Origin of the sequence: Lysobacter enzymogenes, assembly GCF_017168095.1 — a bacterium.
GTDB lineage: Bacteria > Pseudomonadota > Gammaproteobacteria > Xanthomonadales > Xanthomonadaceae > Lysobacter > Lysobacter enzymogenes_D.
On record NZ_LXSD01000622.1, the window covers coordinates 1 to 14,105 of the forward strand.

The following is a 14,105-nucleotide window of genomic DNA, read 5'->3' on the forward strand; positions in this document are numbered from 1 at the left end:
GGGCAGATCGCCGGTGGCGGCGGCGGGCTCGTGCGGCGCCGCCGCGGCCGCGCCGCCATCGCCGCGCGCATGCGCCTCCACCCGCTGCTTGGCCGTGCGCAGGTCCACGCCGTGGGCCAGGCGCACCAGCTTGATCGCCTCGATCATCTGGCCGCGCAGCAGCGCTTCGACCGCCGCCGCGGGCAGGCCGGAGATTTCCAGCGCCTCCTTCTCCGGCGACGGCGACGCAGACGCGGAACCGGCCGGCGTGGAGCCGGCGAGCAGTGCGTCGGTACGCGCCTCCACCGCATCCTTGGCCGCGCGCAGCGACGCGCCGGGATTGGCGTCGAGCACCGCCTTGACCGCTTCGATCTTGCGTTGGCTGCGGATCAGCGCATCGATGCGCGGCGGAACGAACAACTCTGGTTCGGACGACATCGCGGCGCTCCTGCACGGCGGACCCAGGCCTCCAGCCTAGCCGCCAGCGGCCGCGCGCGCCACGCACCCCGGTTCGATCGCGCTCAGCGCGAAGCCAGCGCCAGCCGCGCGCCGAAGCCGAGCATCGTCGTGCCGATCAGCCCGTCCAGCGCGCGCGCCACCCGCGCGCTGCGCATCGCCCCGGCCATGCGCGCCGAGCCGATCGCGACCATGCCCAGCCACACCGCGCCGATGCTGTAATGCAGGCCGATCATCAGCATCGAGTCGCGCGCCATGTGCGGGCCCGGCGCCAGGAACTGCGGCAGGAAGGCGAGATAGAACATCGCGATCTTCGGGTTCAGCGCATTGGTCAGCGCGCCCTGCGCGAACGCGCGCCACAGGCTCGACGCCGGCGCGGCCAGCTCCAGCGCCGGCGCATCCGCGCGCGGCCGCAGCGCCGCGCGCAAGGCCTTGACGCCCAGGTACGCCAGATAGAACGCGCCGAGCAGCTTGACCGTCCAGAACGCGCGCTCGGAATACATCAGCAGCTGGGTCACGCCGAGCGCGAACAAGGCCACATGGAACAGCCCGCCGCTGGTGGTGCCGGCCGCCGCGGCCAGCCCGCGCCGCGCGCCGCCGGCAACGGCGTTGCCCATGACCAGGAAGGTGTCGGGGCCGGGCATCAGGGTCAGCATCAGCGCGGCGAAGCAGAAGGCGAGCCACTGGGTTTCCATGAGCGGTTCCGATGAGCCGTGGGCGGAGTTGCGGAAAGGGAAGCCGCGAAACGAAAAACGCCGGCGCGAGGCCGGCGTTTTTCGGGACCGCGAAGCCGCAGCTTACGCCGCCGACTTCCACTGGCCCAGCGCGGCCAGGCCGTTGGCCTTGGCGCGCTCGTACACGGTCTGCTGGGCGCGGTCGTAGTTGTTGACCAGGTCCTGCGACCACAGCTTCAGCGCCGCCGACTGCATCGCGCGGCCGTAGGAGAACGACAGCGGCCACGGGTTCGGGCCCATCTGGTTCATGGCGTTGAGGTGGGCGGTGGCGGCCTCGTCGGACTGGCCGCCGGACAGGAACACGATGCCCGGCAGGGTCGCCGGCACGGTCGACTTCAGGCACTGCAGGGTCGCCGCGGCGACTTCCTCGACGCTGGCCTGCTCGGCGGCGGTGGTGCCCGGCACGACCATCGAAGCCTTGAGGATGGTGCCCTCGAGCAGCACGCTGTGCTCGTACAGCGCGCCGAACAGCGAGCGCAGGGTGACCTCGGTGACTTCGAAGCAGGTGTCGATGTCGTGGCTGCCGTCCATGATCACTTCCGGCTCGACCATCGGCACCAGGCCCTGCTCCTGGCACAGCGCGGCGTAGCGCGCCAGCGCGTGGCTGTTGGCCTCGATGCAGGTGCCCGACGGGATGTCGTCGCTGATGTTGATGACCGCGCGCCACTTGGCGAAGCGGGCGCCGAGCTTGTAGTACTCCTCCAGGCGCGCGCGCAGGCCGTCGAGGCCTTCGGTGACCACTTCGCCCGGGAAGCCGGCCAGCGGCTGCGGGCCCTTGTCGACCTTGATGCCAGGGATGATGCCGTGGTCGGCCATGTGCTTGGCGAACGGCACGCCGGCCTTGGTCGACTGGCGCAGGGTTTCGTCGAACAGGATCGCGCCGGAGATGTATTCGTTGAGCTTCGGCGTGGCCAGCAGCAGCTCGCGGTAGGCGCGGCGATTCTCTTCGGTGTTCTCGATGCCCACGCCGGCGAAACGCTTGGCGATGGTGGTCGTCGACTCGTCGATCGCGATGATGCCCTTGCCCGCGGCGACCATCGCCTGGGCGGTTTCGGCAAGCTGTTCGATGCTCATGGAGATCCTGCGGCAGCGGTGGGAAGCCCGCGATTATAGCCGCTGACGGTGAACCTTGCCGCTGCTGCGGCCTTCCGAATCAGGCACTTGCGCCCAGTTTTGGCGGTAACCGTTTTCAAGCGCGCCGCCATCGATGCCAAGGCGCGCCGCTGCGCCCGTTCAGTCGGCCGCGTGCCGGCCGTAGCGCATGCGCTGCACCCAGCGGGCCAGTCCTTTGCCGCGCAGCAGGCAGACCAGGCCGAGCGCGAACTGCATCGCCGTGGCGGCCACGCCCGGCCAGACATCGAGCGCGTACTGGGCGGGGTCGTAGCCCTCGTTGCGCAGCCCGCGCAGCGCGAGCAGCCGGATCGCCCAAAAAACGCCGTCGATGAGCCCGGCCAACAGATGCCAGGCGCCGATCGCGGAGATCGCCAGCCCCAGCCAGACCGACGGCGCCAGATCGCTGTCGAAGCTGTGTTCCTGCGGCCGCGCCAGCGCCAATCGCGCGAACTTGTCGGCATAGATCCAGAGCAATGCGATGACGATCAGCCCGGTCAGCGCCAGCGCGGCGATCCAGCTGGCGGAATGCTCGACGCCGGGCATCTGCGCGCTGGCCTGCAACTGGCCCGGCAGCGCGACGATCAGCGCCACCAGACTGTAGACGGCGGCGGCGCGGATCGCCACGCACAGCAGGGTATAGGCGTTGGTGCGGATCATGCGCGAATCCTTTCGTCGATGCGGCCGCGGCGGCCGTTGGCGCATGCTACGCACGATTGCGCCGGCCAGCGACAAGGCCTAGCCTGCGCAGCCAGGATTTCCGCCAAGGACTGCAACGATGTTCCCCGCTCGCCTCCCGATGCCCCGCCGCCTGCTGCTCGCCGCCGCGCTCGCCGCCGCCGGCTTCGCCCACGCCGGCCCCGCCGACGACGAATACGCCGCCGCCATCGCCGCGTGCAAGGCCGCGCCCAAGTCCGGCACGCGCTACGTCGCCGTCACCGGCGCCTTCATGCGCCCGGTGCCGCGCGCCGACGGCGGGCTGGTGGCGCGCATTCCGATCGCCGCGCCGGTCAAGATCGAATGCGAACGCGACGGCTGGGTGCGCGCCAGCGCCGAGCAGCCGGCGCCTTCGGTCGGCTGGATTCGCGCCGACCTGCTGCAGGCCAAGGCGCCGACGCTGGCCTCGCTCAACGCCGACTTCGCCGCGGCCGCGCCGGATCAGCGCAAGACCGTGGCCGAGCGCATCGTCGCGCTGGCGCCGTACCAGGCGCGCGGCCATCAGCAGTTGATCGACGCGCTGAGCGCCGCCGGCGACGCCGAGGGCGCGCGCAAGGCCGCGGCGATCCGCGACCGCCTGCTCGATCCCAAGCCCGAGCGCCTGAGCGGCGAGCCGAAGCTGCTGTTCGTGGTCGAGCGCGGCTACGTCGCGCCGGTCGCGCGCATCGGCGAGGACGGCCGCTATCAGGAAGCCGGCGACAGCGCCCGTTACTTCCCGCCGCTGCGCGGCCTGTACTACTTCCGCAACGGCGGCGCCGACGGCGTCGCCCAGGTGCTCGACGAAGCGCTGTCGGACGTGACCGGCGAGGCGCATGTGCGCATCGCCCCGGCCACCGCGCGCAGCGACGACGCCCAGGGCCTGGCCGCCAACTTCCCCGCCACCGCCGCCAAGCCCGCCGTCGCCGCGGTGCCCGCGGCCGCGCGCAAGGCCGCCGAGGACGCGCTGCGCGCGGGCCTGCGCCAGCAGAAGGTCGAGCGCGCGCAGATCGAGCGCGCGCTCAAGGCCAAGCCCGATCACGAACGCGACCTCGGCCTGGACATCCAGAGTTTCGAAGCCGGCAGCGCCGGCGCGGTGACCGTGGCCACGGTGGTGTGGAACCTGCCGCCGGCCGGCCCGGACATGAGCGACACCAGCGTGGCGGCGTTGGCGATCCTGGAAGGCGACGGCAAGGGCGGCTACCGCGTCGCCGGCAGCCACAGCGCCTCCAGCGCCGGCGACGCGCTGGAAACCCCGCGCTTCTTCGACCGCCTCGACCTCGACGGCGACAGCGTGCCGGAACTGATCTTCCAGGTCGGGCAGTACGAAGGGGTCAATTACCAGATCTGGTCGCGCAAGGGCGGCCAGTGGAAGCCGGTGTATCAGGGCGGCTACGTCGGCGTGTAAGCGGCGCGATCTTCCTGTAGGAGCGGCGCGAGCCGCGACCGCGACAACGCAACTGCGCCGCAACCTTCATCGTGGCTGCGTTGTCGCGGTCGCGGCTCGCGCCGCTCCTACAGGGGTAGCTTCGCGCGTTGCGCAGGGATCCGATAAAAAAGCCCCGGCCGACGCCGGGGCTTTTTTGTCACCGCGCTGCCGGCGCGGGCGTTACAGCTCGCCCAGGCCCTCAGCGCTGCCGCCCTCGCCCACCTGCAGCAGGCGCAGCGTGTTGGTCGCGCCGTGTTGCTCCATGGTGTCGCCGCTGGTGAAGATCATCCGCTCGCCGGCTTCGAGCATGCCCGCGTCGAACAATTGCTTGACCACGTTGCGCGCGGCGTCGCGCGAGGCCATGCCGCGGCTGTCGAAGTCGATCGGATAGACGTCGCGCATCAGCGCCATGCGCCGGCGCGCGCCGGCGTGGCGCGAGAACGCGTAGATCGGCGCGTTCGAACGGAAGCGCGAGAGGAAGCGCACGGTGCCGCCGGATTCGGTCATCGCCACGATCGCGCGCACGCCGATGTGCTCGGACAGGAACATCGCCGCCATCGCGATGGCTTGGTCGGCGCGTTCGAGATTGCGCGGCGCGGCTTCGAAATCGGTGTCGTGGTCGAACTGGCGCTCGGCGCCCAGGCAGATGCGCGACATCGCCTCGACCGCCTTGACCGGATAGCGGCCCGCGGCCGATTCCTGCGACAGCATCACCGCGTCGGTGCCGTCGATGACCGCGTTGGCGACGTCGAGCACTTCGGCCCGGGTCGGGATCGGGTTGTCGACCATCGACTGCAGCATCTGCGTCGCGGTGATCACCACCCGGTTGCGCGCCAGCGACTCGCGGATGATTTTCTTCTGCAGGCCCGGCAGCTCGGCGTCGCCGATCTCCACGCCCAGGTCGCCGCGCGCGACCATGACCACGTCGCTGGCGTCGACGATCTCGGCCAGGTTCTCGATCGCCTCGGCGCGCTCGATCTTCGACACCAGCGCGGCGTCGCTGCCGGCGGCGCGGGCGATCGCGCGGGCGTCGTTCATGTCCTGGGCGTTGCGGCAGAACGAGACGGCGATGAAGTCCACGCCGATCTGCGCGGCCACGCCGATCAATTCCTTGTCGCGCTCGGTCAGCGCGCCCAGCGACAGGCCGCCGCCGAGCTTGTTGAGGCCCTTGCGGTCCGACAGCGCGCCGTCGTTGAGCACGGTGGTGACGATGCGCTCGCCCTCGACCGCGCCCACGCGCAGTTGCAGCAGGCCGTCGTCGAGCAGCAGCACGTCGCCGGGAGCGACGTCGCCGGGCAGGCCGAGGTAGCTCACCCCGACTTCGCGCAGGTTGCCCGGCGGCGGGTTGTCGGCGGCGATCAGGTCGAAGCGGTCGCCGGCCTTGAGCAGCACGCGGCCTTCGGCGAAGCGTTCGATGCGGATCTTCGGGCCCGGCAGGTCGGCGAGGATGCCGACTTCCACCCCGACCCGCTGCGCGGCCTCACGCACGGCCTGGGCGCGGGCGACCTGCGAGGACGGATCGCCGTGGGAGAAATTCAGGCGGACCACGTCGACGCCGGCCTTGAGCAGGGCGTCGAGCACGCCCGGCGGATCGGTGGCCGGGCCGAGCGTGGCGAGGATCTTGGTGCGTCGCGGACTGTGGGACATGGCAGACTCTCTGGACTGCCGGCCACGCTAGCATAGCTTGGCTGCATTGCGCGGCCTCGGCGGCGCATCCGCGGGCACGCGCGAGCGCGATCCGCGACGCGGTCTGCGGCACGTACCGCACCGCATCGTCGCCGCCTCGCGAACGCTTCCTCTCGATCCGGAATCCCCCATGTCGCTACCGCTTACGCCACGCAGCCAGGCCATCGCCGATGTCATCGCCGCCCTCGACGGCTTCCCCGTCCTGCAAGGCCCGCGCGTGCGCCTGCGCGGCCCGCGCGAGGACGACGACGCGGCGCTGTTCGCGCTGTTCGGCGACGCGCGGGTGATGCGCTACTGGAGCCGCCCGCCGATGCAGGACATCGCCGAGGCGCGCGAGCAGATCGCGCGGATCCAGGCCGACATGGCCGAGCGCCGGCTGATCAACTGGGCGATCGCCGACGAGAACGACGCGCTGGTCGGCACCTGCACCTTGTTCCGCTTCGATCCCGCGCACCGCCGCGCCGAACTGGGCTACGCGCTGCATCCGGACCACTGGGGCCGCGGGCTGGCGCGCGAGGCCGCGTCGCTGGCGCTGGACTGGGCGGTCGACGTCGCCGGGTTCCACCGCATCGATGCCGGCATCGACCCGGACAACCTCGCCTCGCGCGCGCTGCTGCACCGGCTGGGCTTCCTCACCGAGGGCGTGCAGCGCGAGAGCTTCTTCGTCGGCGATCGGGTCACCGACAGCGAGTTGCTGGGGCTGTTGGCCAGCGACTGGCGCCGACAGCGCGAGGCCGCGGCGGCCGCGGCGCGCTGAGGCGCGCGGCGCAGCCCGACTCACGCGGATCACGCCGATCACGCCAAGGTCGCGCCGCGCGCCGGCGCCGCAGTCACGGGCCTGCGGCGGGCGCGCGGCCGCGAGACGGTCAGTCGCAGACCCAGGTCCGGCGCTGAGAGTGTTCGGTGCGGATGCCCCATTGCAGCAACTCGCCGCTGCAATGCGCGGTGACGCCGCCGACGAGTTCGCCGGCATCGTCGAAGTAACTGACCGAATATCCCTGGTACGGCGGTGCGGCGTGTACGCCGACGGCGGCGCCGGCGGCCAGGACCAGGACGAAGACTGCGAGGGCGGCTTTGCGCATGACGCGAACTCCTTCGATCGGTGGGAATAAGCCGGCCGCGCGCGCCGCCTCGTCGCGACGGCGCGCGCGGCCGGCGGAGGGGCTCAGCTTTCGACCGCGCAGCCCTGGATGAAACGCTTGTTGCTGCCGCTGGTATCGCCCCAGCGGCCGTCGGCGGCGCCACAACCGGCGGTCCACTTGCCGATCTGCGCGCCTTCGGCGTTGTAATAGATCCAGGTGCCCTGCCAGCTGTTGGCGACGGCGGCAAACGAAGCCCCGCCGGCCAGCGCCACGGCGAAGACCGCGGCGAACAATCCGATACGACGCATGCAGCTCTCCCGAGTTCGCGGCGCTCATTCGCCGCGACTGCACGCTAGCCGAGCGCGGCCGCGCGGTAAGGCGACGATTGTCATGCCGCCTGTCATGCGTTTGTGCAAGCGTGATTGGTTTGGCTTTTGCCATCGCGTAAGCAGGCGCAAAACGTGCGCGAAGGCGGAAACGGGCCGCGCGGCAGTGGCGGCGGACGGGCCGGCCGCCGGCGCGCGCCGCACGCACGTGCGCGGCGGCGGCGGGCAAAAAAAAGCGGCCGCGATGCGGCCGCCTCGATTACCTCGTTTACCTGGATCAGCTCGATAGCGCGGGCCGCGTCCGCGCCGCCGCGCTCAGGCGGCGAGCAGTTGCGGCAACTGCGCCGGCGCCGCGGCGATGCGGCGGGCGCCGGCCTCGCGCAGTTCCTGCTCGCTGCCGAAGCCCCACAGCACGCCGACGCCGGCCATGCCGTGCTGGGCGGCGCCTTCGATGTCCATGCGCCGGTCGCCGATCATCACGCACTGCGCCGGCTGCAGGCCGAAGCGGCTCAGCGCCTCGGCGATCAGCTCGACCTTGTGGGTCAGGCGGCCGTCGTCGGTGCAGCCGACGATGTCCTCGAAGTAGGCGCCGAACGGCAGGTGGCTGAGGATCTTGCGCGCGTTGTTCTCGTTCTTGGCGGTGACCACGGCCATGCGGTAGCCGGCCGCGCGCAAGCCCTCGAGCAGTTCGGCGATGCCGTCGTAGACGCTGTGCTCGGTCCAGCCTTCGCGGCCGTAGCGCTCCAGGTACAACGCCACCGCCTGCTCGACCTTGTCCTCGTCGCGCAGCAGCGGCTGGAAGCTGGTGCGCAGGGCCGGGCCGATCCAGCCGCGCAGGGCCTGCTCGTCGGGCACCGGGTGGCGCATGGTTTCCAGCGCGTAGGCGATCGAGCGGGTGATGCCGACCGAGGAATCGATCAGGGTGCCGTCGAGATCGAAGAACAGCACCGGTTGCGATTGCGGTTGCGCGTCCATCGCTCAGCCCGCGCGCTGCTTGAGCGCGGCCACCGCCGGCAGTTCCTTGCCTTCCAGGAACTCCAGGAACGCGCCGCCGCCGGTGGAGATGTAACTCACCTCATCGGCGATGCCGTACTTGTCCACCGCCGCGAGCGTGTCGCCGCCGCCGGCGATGGAGAACGCCCGGGACGCGGCGATCGCGCGCGCCAGGGTTTCGGTGCCCTTGCCGAACGCGTCGAACTCGAACACGCCGACCGGGCCGTTCCACACCACGGTGCCGGCCTTCGCGATCAGTCCGGCGTAGCGCGCGGCGGTGTCCGGGCCGATGTCGAGGATCATGTCGTCGGCGCCGACCGCGTCGACCGCCTTGACCGTGGCCGGCGCGTCGGCGGCGAACGCCGGCGCGACCACCACGTCGCTCGGCACCGGGATGTCGGCGCCGCGCGCCTTGGCGTCGGCCATGATCTTCTTCGCGGTGTCGATCAGGTCGGTCTCGACCAGCGACTTGCCGACGCTGTGGCCCATCGCGGCGATGAAGGTGTTGGCGATGCCGCCGCCGACGATCAGCTGATCGACCTTGGACACCAGCGAGGCCAGCAGTTCCAGCTTGGTCGAGACCTTGGAGCCGGCGACGATCGCCAGCAGCGGCCGCGCCGGGTTGTCCAGCGCCTTGGCCAGCGCGTCGAGCTCGGCCATCAGCAGCGGGCCGCCGGCGGCGGTCTTGGCGTAGCGGATCGCGCCGTGGGTCGAGGCCTGGGCGCGGTGGGCGGTGCCGAAGGCGTCCATGACGAACACGTCGCACAGCGCGGCGTACTGCTTCGACAGGGCTTCGTCGTCCTTGCCTTCGCCGACGTTCATGCGGCAATTCTCGAGCAGCACCAGCTGGCCCGGCTGCACCTCGACGCCGTCGACCCAATCCTTGACCAGCGGCACCTCGATGCCGAGCAGTTCCGACAGGCGCTGCGCCACCGGCGCCAGCGAATCGGCCTGGCTCCACTGGCCTTCCTTCGGCCGGCCCAGGTGCGAGGTGACCATGACCGCCGCGCCCTTCTCCAGCGCCAGCTTGAGCGTCGGAATCGCGGCGAGGATGCGCTGCTCGGAGGTGATGCGGCCGTCGTCGATGGGGACGTTGAGATCTTCGCGGATCAGCACTCGCTTGCCGGCGAGATCTAGGTCGGTCATGCGGACGATGGACACGGGGCCTCCTGGGGCGATGCGGGGGTGGGGTGCGGCGGGGCCGCGGCCGGCTCGGGGGCGCGGCCCGGGGCGACTATTGTCGCGGGGGTGGGCGGCGAAGGGAACCTTGGGGCCTGAATGGCGGCGCGTGGATGCCGGGGCGGGCGCAGCGGCGATTGCGCGGGCTGGCGCGTCGGCGGGATTTCGCAGGCGGTGGGCGTTTCGCGGTAGCCGGGCTGTCGCGGTCGCGACTTGCGTCGCTCCTGCAGGGGCTCCGGCCGGGTTCGTATCCGACTGTAGGAGCGGTGCGAGCCGCGACCGCGAATACGCAACTGCGACGACGCCCACGCAATGACTGCGGTGTCGTGGTTGCGACTTGCGTCGCTCCTACAGGGGCTCCGGCCGGTTCGTATCCGACTGTAGGAGCGGCGCGAGCCGCGACCGCGAATACGCAACTGCGACGAGGCCCGCGCAATGGCTGCGGCGTCGCGGTCGCGACTTGCGTCGCTCCTACAGGGGCTCCGGCCGGGTTCGTATCCGACTGCAGGAGCGGCGCGAGCCGCGACCGCGAATACGCAACTGCGACGACGCCCGCGCGATGGTTGCGGTGTCGCGGTCGCGACTTGCGTCGCTCCTACAGGGGACGCTCCGCGACGGCTTCCGCCGACAAGCGGCCCGGCACGACACCCTACGCCTGCGGCGCTTTCCCCGATCGCAGCAGGCTCATCGCAAACCCCACCACGATCAACGCGCCGGCCACCAGCACCGCCCACAGCAGCCACGAACGCCAATCGCGTTCCGGTTCGGCCGGCACCAGCGCCGCGGCGCCGGCGAGGTCGCTCGCCGCGCCCAGGGCGGCGTCGGCCGGGCGCCATTCGCTGCCGCGCGAGCTGCGCAAGGCCTCGACCAGTTGCGCCAGCGGCGAATCCGCGCGCGCGGCGCGGGCGCTGCCGGCGACCAAGGCGTACGGCGGTTGCCCCTGGGCCAGGAACACCGCCACTTCGGGGCGGTAGCCCAAACGCAGCACCGGTTCGCCCGGCACCGCGCCGCTCGCGCGCAGGCGCCACAGGCGGTCGCGGCTGACGCCGGCGAGCTGGCGCGCGGCGGAGCGGTCGCCCGCACCCTGCCCGGCCACCGCGTAGGCCATCCACGGGCCGGCCTGCGCGCGCCAGCCGTCGTCTTCGCTGTCGCGGCTGTCCAGGCGCCATTGCAGCGCGTGGTTGCCGGGCAGCGCGACGTCGGCCTGCTGGATCGGGAAACGGCCGTCCAGGCGGTACTCGAAGGCGACACTGCCGTCCTTGAGCTCGACCCGCGCGCCCTTGAGTTCGCGCCACTGCAGCGGCGCGCTGGCCGCGGTCGCGCTGAGTTCGGCTTCGACCGCGACGATCTGCGCGGCGCGCTGCGGGTCGTGCGGGGTCAGGCGCAGGTAGCGCGCCTGCTCGCCGACCGGGTCGAAGGCGATGCGGCGCTGCTGCAGGCGGCGTCCGTCGCGCTCCAGATCGACCAGCCGGCCGCGGCTGTCGACGCTGCGCCAATGGTCGAGATCGTCGCTGGCCTCGACCGAATACGCCGCGTCCAGCGCCGCGCCCGGCGCCCACTGCAATTGCAGCGCCTGGATCGGCGCGCGCACCGCGCTGGCGTCGATCAGCAGCGCGGTCTGCGGCAGCTTGGCGGCGGCGCCGCCGGTGCTGCGCGCCTCGACCCGGCGCAGGCGGCCGTCGGTTTCCACTTCGCTGACGAGCTCCCAGCCTTGCGCGGCGCCGGACGACGCCGCGGCCGGCAGCGGGAACCACGGCAGCGCCCGGCGCTGCGGCGCGCGCGCCAGCGGCTGCTCGGGCGCGAACACGTCGGAAGGCACGCTGGCGCCGGACGCGTCGATCACCTCGACGTCGCGCAACTGCGCGCTCTGCGCCTGCGCGTACACCGCCGGATCGAGCACGACGCGATACGCGCCGCCGTCGTCGCGGCTCAGTTGCAGCGGCCATTGCCGCGCGTAGTCCTGGCGCGGCGCGGCGCCCAGCGGCAAGGCCAGCGCCAGCAGCGCGAAGACGAGAGAACGAGGCTTCATGCGGAGGCGTCCTGCGCGGAGCGTTGATCGGGAGGAGTGTCGTCGCCGTTGTCGGCGTCGTGTTGGGCCTCGCGCGACGGCGGCGCCGGCGCGAAGTAGCCGACCAGCGTGCACAACAGGCCGTAGGCGATGAACGAGGCGATGCCGAGCAGGTTGCCCAGGTGGCTGCGGTCGACCAGCACCAGTTTCGCCAGCACCACGCCCATCAGTACCGCGCCGGCCAGCCACAGCCCGCGCTGGCCGCGGCGCGAGCCGACGATCCAGCCGGCCACGCCGAGCACGCTCCACACCACGGTCAGGCTGGTCTGCACCAGGCTGGCCGACAGCATCGACGGCCCCCACGGCACCGCGCCCCAGAAGTGCGCGCTGCGCAGCACCTCGACCGTGATCAGGCCGAAGCCGGCCAGCGCCAGCAGCGGCACCCGGCGCGCGCGCAAGTCGTCGCCGACCATCGGCGAGGCCAGCCACGCGCCGAGCAGCACCAGCACCGCCCATTGCACCAGCCCCAGCGGATTGAGCAGCGGCAGCCACAGCAGCGGGCGCGGATCGGCATCGACGCTCAACAACGCCGCCACCGCCAACGCCAGGAACACGATGAAGCTGGCGCTGGCGCCGTAGCGCCACTGCGCGAAGCGCGGCGCCACCGGCCAACCGGCCCAGCGCGGCCGCCACACGCACGCCGCGGCGATCGCCAGCGCCGGCAACAGCGCCGCCGCCAAGGTCCAGCCGCTGCCCAGGCGATCGCCCAGGCCGACGCCCTTGCCGAGCCACAGGCACAGGCTCGCGCCCAGCGCCAGCGCCCACGACCACAGCCAGGCCAGATGCGCGAACGCCAGCTCGCCCTGGGCGCGTTCGCGCAGCGCCATCAGGCTGCGCGCGCCCAGCGCCGCGTACGCCGCCCAGGCCAGCCAGCCCCAGTCGCGCAGCGGCCAGCCGTGCGCGTCGATCTGCGCGAACGCCAGCGGCACCGCCGCGCCCAGCGCCAGCATCGCGGTCGCCGACAGCGCCTTCCACGCGTGGCGGGCAAAGGTCTCCGCGGCCACCCAGCCGGTGGCGACGAACAGGATCAGCCACGCGTCCGCGCGCGTCGGCGCGGCCACGAAATCGACGATCTGGCTGCCGAACGCGCCGAGCCACCACGCCAGGCCCCACACGTAGTACAGCAGCGCGAGCGGCTTGAGCGTGTCGCTGCGGCGGTAGCTCGCCGCGCTGGCCAGGCCCGCCAGCGCGATCAGCAAGGCGCCGGCGAAATTGGCGTTCAACAGCGCCTGCTGTGCCTGCCACACCGCGTCGCTGGCGCCGATCGCGAACGCCATCGCCGCGGCGACCTGCAGGCCGGCGCCGGTCAGCTGCGGCAACAGCCGCTGCTGGCGCAATCCCAGCCACGCCAGCGCCGCGCCTTCCAGCGCGAACACGCAGGCGGTGGCCTCGGCGGCCAGCGCCAGCGGCACCGCCAGGGTCGCGAAGCCCACCGCCAACAGCGCGTACGGCACGCTCAGCGCGAGGAAGCGCTGATCGCGGCGCAGCCACCACGCCAGCGCCGCGTACAGCGCGCCCAGGCCGAGCGCGCAGAACGCCAGCGGCATGCGCGCGCCTTCGAGCAGGCCGGCCTGCAAGGTGAAGGCGATCAGCGGGGTGCCGAACACCAGGCAGCCGTCGATCAGGTCGCGCCGGCCGGCCGCGCGGCGGCGCGCGTACAGCACCGGGATCAGCAGATAGAAGGCGAAGAAAAGCAGCAGGAACGGTTCGGTGGTCGAGTAATGCTCGGGCCGGTACTTGAGCACGCCCCAGACCGTGCCGATGCCCCAGGTGAAGGCGAAGCCGAGCAGGTTCAACACGCGCCACGGCCGCCACCAGGCGATCGCGAAGATGCCGGCGTTGAGCACGGCGTAATAACCGAACAAGGCGACGTGGTTGCCCGAGCCGGTCGACAGCCAGATCGGCGCGAGGAAGCCGGCGAGGATCGCGAACACCGCCAGCGCCAGCGCGTTCTGCTTCACCGACAGCACGCCGGTGCCGGCGACCAGGACCACGCTCAGCGCGAACGCGGCGCCGGCCGGGATCATGCCGTAGAGCTTGAACGCGGCGAACACCACCAGCAGCAGCACGCCGATCGCGCCGCCCTGCAGGCTCAGCGCGAACACCCGCTTGCGTTCGCGCTGGCGCCAGCCGAACACCAGCGCGGCCATCGCCGCGGCGGCGACGCCGGCCAGGCGCAGTTCCACCGGCACCCGCATCCAGCCCTGGTCGCTGGCGTACTTCAGCAGCGCGGCGACGCCGGCCAGCAGCACCAGCATGCCGACCTTGACCGGCACGTTGCCTTCGGTGAACCAGCGCCGCAGCCAGCGCACGGCGACGGTGAAGACGTCCGGCGGCGGCGGCGCGGCCGGGGCGCGCGGCGCCTGCGGG

General features: G+C 72.1%; 13 protein-coding genes. 2 read left to right on the top strand and 11 right to left on the bottom strand.

Features of this window, described 5'->3' with window-relative positions; translation table 11 throughout:
* The 4 genes from A7A76_RS24095 to A7A76_RS24110 form a co-directional block, all read right to left on the bottom strand.
* Window positions 1-417: hypothetical protein (locus tag A7A76_RS24095; RefSeq protein ID WP_428995233.1), on the bottom strand; the 417-nt coding region annotated here is incomplete at its 3' end.
* A gap of 83 nt (window positions 418-500) precedes the next feature.
* Window positions 501-1,130: a LysE family translocator gene (locus A7A76_RS24100; RefSeq protein WP_206413695.1), complete on the bottom strand. Its 630-nt coding sequence runs from the start codon at window positions 1,128-1,130 to the stop codon at window positions 501-503.
* Between the two features lie 102 nt (window positions 1,131-1,232).
* Window positions 1,233-2,243 carry a class I fructose-bisphosphate aldolase gene (locus A7A76_RS24105; protein WP_074864486.1) on the bottom strand — a complete coding sequence of 337 codons (1,011 nt, stop codon included), beginning with the start codon at window positions 2,241-2,243 and terminating at the stop codon, window positions 1,233-1,235.
* 159 nt (window positions 2,244-2,402) lie between these two features.
* Window positions 2,403-2,939, bottom strand: a complete 537-nt coding sequence (locus A7A76_RS24110) for a hypothetical protein (RefSeq protein WP_206413696.1) — start codon at window positions 2,937-2,939, stop codon at window positions 2,403-2,405.
* Window positions 2,940-3,078: 139 nt separating this feature from the next.
* On the opposite strand from A7A76_RS24110, the gene A7A76_RS24115 reads away from it, so the two are divergent.
* On the top strand, window positions 3,079-4,380 hold the full coding sequence (locus A7A76_RS24115; RefSeq protein ID WP_206413697.1) for a hypothetical protein: 1,302 nt from the start codon (window positions 3,079-3,081) through the stop codon (window positions 4,378-4,380).
* Window positions 4,381-4,581: 201 nt separating this feature from the next.
* Here the strand turns inward: A7A76_RS24115 and pyk are convergent, their stop codons facing one another.
* Entirely contained in the window at window positions 4,582-6,048 is a 1,467-nt protein-coding gene (gene pyk / locus A7A76_RS24120; RefSeq protein WP_206413698.1) for a pyruvate kinase, read from the bottom strand.
* Between the two features lie 169 nt (window positions 6,049-6,217).
* Here pyk and A7A76_RS24125 point away from each other — a divergent pair, with 169 nt between their 5' ends.
* Complete coding sequence (locus A7A76_RS24125; protein WP_206413699.1) at window positions 6,218-6,844, top strand: GNAT family N-acetyltransferase; 627 nt, start codon at window positions 6,218-6,220, stop codon at window positions 6,842-6,844.
* A gap of 109 nt (window positions 6,845-6,953) precedes the next feature.
* On the opposite strand, the gene A7A76_RS24130 is transcribed toward A7A76_RS24125, so the two are convergent.
* The 6 genes from A7A76_RS24130 to A7A76_RS24155 all read right to left on the bottom strand — a co-directional run.
* Window positions 6,954-7,169: a DUF6289 family protein gene (locus tag A7A76_RS24130; protein ID WP_206413700.1), complete on the bottom strand. Its 216-nt coding sequence runs from the start codon at window positions 7,167-7,169 to the stop codon at window positions 6,954-6,956.
* A gap of 83 nt (window positions 7,170-7,252) precedes the next feature.
* Complete coding sequence (locus A7A76_RS24135; protein WP_206413701.1) at window positions 7,253-7,477, bottom strand: DUF6289 family protein; 225 nt, start codon at window positions 7,475-7,477, stop codon at window positions 7,253-7,255.
* Window positions 7,478-7,810: 333 nt separating this feature from the next.
* Entirely contained in the window at window positions 7,811-8,470 is a 660-nt protein-coding gene (locus A7A76_RS24140; RefSeq protein WP_206413702.1) for an HAD hydrolase-like protein, read from the bottom strand.
* Between the two features lie 3 nt (window positions 8,471-8,473).
* Window positions 8,474-9,649, bottom strand: coding sequence for a phosphoglycerate kinase (locus A7A76_RS24145; RefSeq protein WP_206413703.1), 1,176 nt, complete (start codon window positions 9,647-9,649; stop codon window positions 8,474-8,476).
* A gap of 667 nt (window positions 9,650-10,316) precedes the next feature.
* Window positions 10,317-11,696 (bottom strand): DUF3999 domain-containing protein, encoded by a 1,380-nt coding sequence (locus A7A76_RS24150; RefSeq protein ID WP_206413704.1) that lies wholly within the window; start codon window positions 11,694-11,696, stop codon window positions 10,317-10,319.
* On the bottom strand, window positions 11,693-14,105 hold a 2,413-nt coding region (locus A7A76_RS24155), incomplete at its 5' end, for a DUF2339 domain-containing protein (protein WP_206413705.1). The genes A7A76_RS24150 and A7A76_RS24155, both read right to left, overlap by 4 nt.

Excerpts from the sequence above, each read along its gene's own strand:
- A7A76_RS24110 (WP_206413696.1), bottom strand. The coding sequence starts at position 2,939 with ATGATCCGCACCAACGCCTATACCCTGCTGTGCGTGGCGATCCGCGCC.
- A7A76_RS24140 (WP_206413702.1), bottom strand. The coding sequence starts at position 8,470 with ATGGACGCGCAACCGCAATCGCAACCGGTGCTGTTCTTCGATCTCGAC.
- A7A76_RS24115 (WP_206413697.1), top strand. The coding sequence starts at position 3,079 with ATGCCCCGCCGCCTGCTGCTCGCCGCCGCGCTCGCCGCCGCCGGCTTC.
- A7A76_RS24135 (WP_206413701.1), bottom strand. The coding sequence starts at position 7,477 with ATGCGTCGTATCGGATTGTTCGCCGCGGTCTTCGCCGTGGCGCTGGCC.
- A7A76_RS24100 (WP_206413695.1), bottom strand. The coding sequence starts at position 1,130 with ATGGAAACCCAGTGGCTCGCCTTCTGCTTCGCCGCGCTGATGCTGACC.
- A7A76_RS24150 (WP_206413704.1), bottom strand. The coding sequence starts at position 11,696 with ATGAAGCCTCGTTCTCTCGTCTTCGCGCTGCTGGCGCTGGCCTTGCCG.
- pyk (WP_206413698.1), bottom strand. The coding sequence starts at position 6,048 with ATGTCCCACAGTCCGCGACGCACCAAGATCCTCGCCACGCTCGGCCCG.
- A7A76_RS24130 (WP_206413700.1), bottom strand. The coding sequence starts at position 7,169 with ATGCGCAAAGCCGCCCTCGCAGTCTTCGTCCTGGTCCTGGCCGCCGGC.
- A7A76_RS24105 (WP_074864486.1), bottom strand. The coding sequence starts at position 2,243 with ATGAGCATCGAACAGCTTGCCGAAACCGCCCAGGCGATGGTCGCCGCG.
- A7A76_RS24125 (WP_206413699.1), top strand. The coding sequence starts at position 6,218 with ATGTCGCTACCGCTTACGCCACGCAGCCAGGCCATCGCCGATGTCATC.